Source organism: Cryobacterium sp. Y57 (assembly GCF_002929505.1).
Taxonomy (GTDB): Bacteria; Actinomycetota; Actinomycetes; order Actinomycetales; family Microbacteriaceae; genus Cryobacterium.
In genome coordinates, this window is sequence record NZ_PJJL01000003.1 from 1 (window position 1) to 1,311 (window position 1,311).

The 1,311-nt window shown below is 62.2% G+C and carries 1 protein-coding gene; it reads left to right on the top strand.

Annotation, left to right across the window (positions count from 1 at the left end):
* Window positions 1-117: 117 nt before the first annotated feature.
* Window positions 118-1,311: IS256 family transposase (locus CXY72_RS00015; RefSeq protein WP_104125712.1), on the top strand; the 1,194-nt coding region annotated here is incomplete at its 3' end.

The window sequence follows — 1,311 nt, forward strand, 5'->3', positions numbered from 1 at the left end:
CATGTCCCGTTGAGTGGTGTTGTTTCCCGCTCCTGAGTGTTGCTGCGTTAACGTAGCGAGCCACCGTGGGATGGTCAGTGAGTACCGACTAAAGCAACTCACGAAGGACACCACACGATGGCTCTAGACCAGTCTGCCCTGCTCACCCTGCTGGGAGAACTCAAACTCACCAATGTCACCGACCGCATCCGCGTCGCGACCGAAACGTTGTATCAAGAACTCATCGATGCAGAAGCGAGCGCATTCATCGGCGCCGCCCCGTTCGAACGCTCCGGCGACCGCACCACGTATCGCAACGGCACCCGGCCACGGACTTTGAGCACCACGGCTGGGGACGTCGACCTGAAGATCCCCAAGCTGCGCGCCGGGTCATTCTTCCCCGCCCTGCTCGAGCGCCGCCGCCGCGTCGACCAAGCCCTGTTCGCGGTCGTGATGGAGGCCTATGTCCACGGCGTCTCAACCCGCAAGGTCGACGACTTGGTCAAGGCGCTCGGCGCTGATACGGGGATCTCCAAATCGGAGGTGTCCCGGATCTGCGCCGGCCTGGATGCGGAAGTGGCGGAGTTTCGGGACCGGACCCTCGCCGCGCAGGATTTCCCGTATGTGTTCCTCGACGCGACCTACTGCACAGCGCGCGTTGGGCACCGGATCGTCTCTCAAGCAGTCGTTGTCGCGATTGGCGTGGCTGCCGACGGGCGCCGGGAAGTCCTCGGGTTTGATGTTGGCGACAGCGAGAATGAAGGCTTCTGGACGAGCTTCCTGCGGTCGTTGAAAACCCGCGGTCTCGACGGGGTGAAGCTCGTCATGTCTGACGCCCACACCGGGCTGAAGAAGGCCATCGGGACGGTCTTTCAAGGCGCCGGCTGGCAGAGATGCCGGGTCCACTTCATGCGAAACGTCCTCGCGGTGGTCCCGAAAGGATCTCAGGAGATGGTGGCGTCGATCATCCGCACCATCTTCGCCCAGCCCGACCGTGAGCACATCGAGAAGCAATTCCGTGAGGTCACCACCATGCTTGCACGGTCCCACCCGAAGGTCGCCGCGATGCTCACCGATGCCCAACCTGACCTGCTCGCGTTCGCTGCTTTTCCGCGGCGTCACTGGCGACAGATTTGGTCGACCAACCCGTTGGAACGGGTCAACAAAGAGATCAAACGCCGCACTGACGTCGTCAGTGTCTTCCCCAACGCTGCCGCCCTGCTGCGCTTGGCAGGGTCTGTCTTGATCGAGCAGCATGACGAGTGGGAAGCCGGCGAACGTCGTTATTTCTCCGAAGCCTCGATGCTCGAGCTGACCACCATGAACAACCCC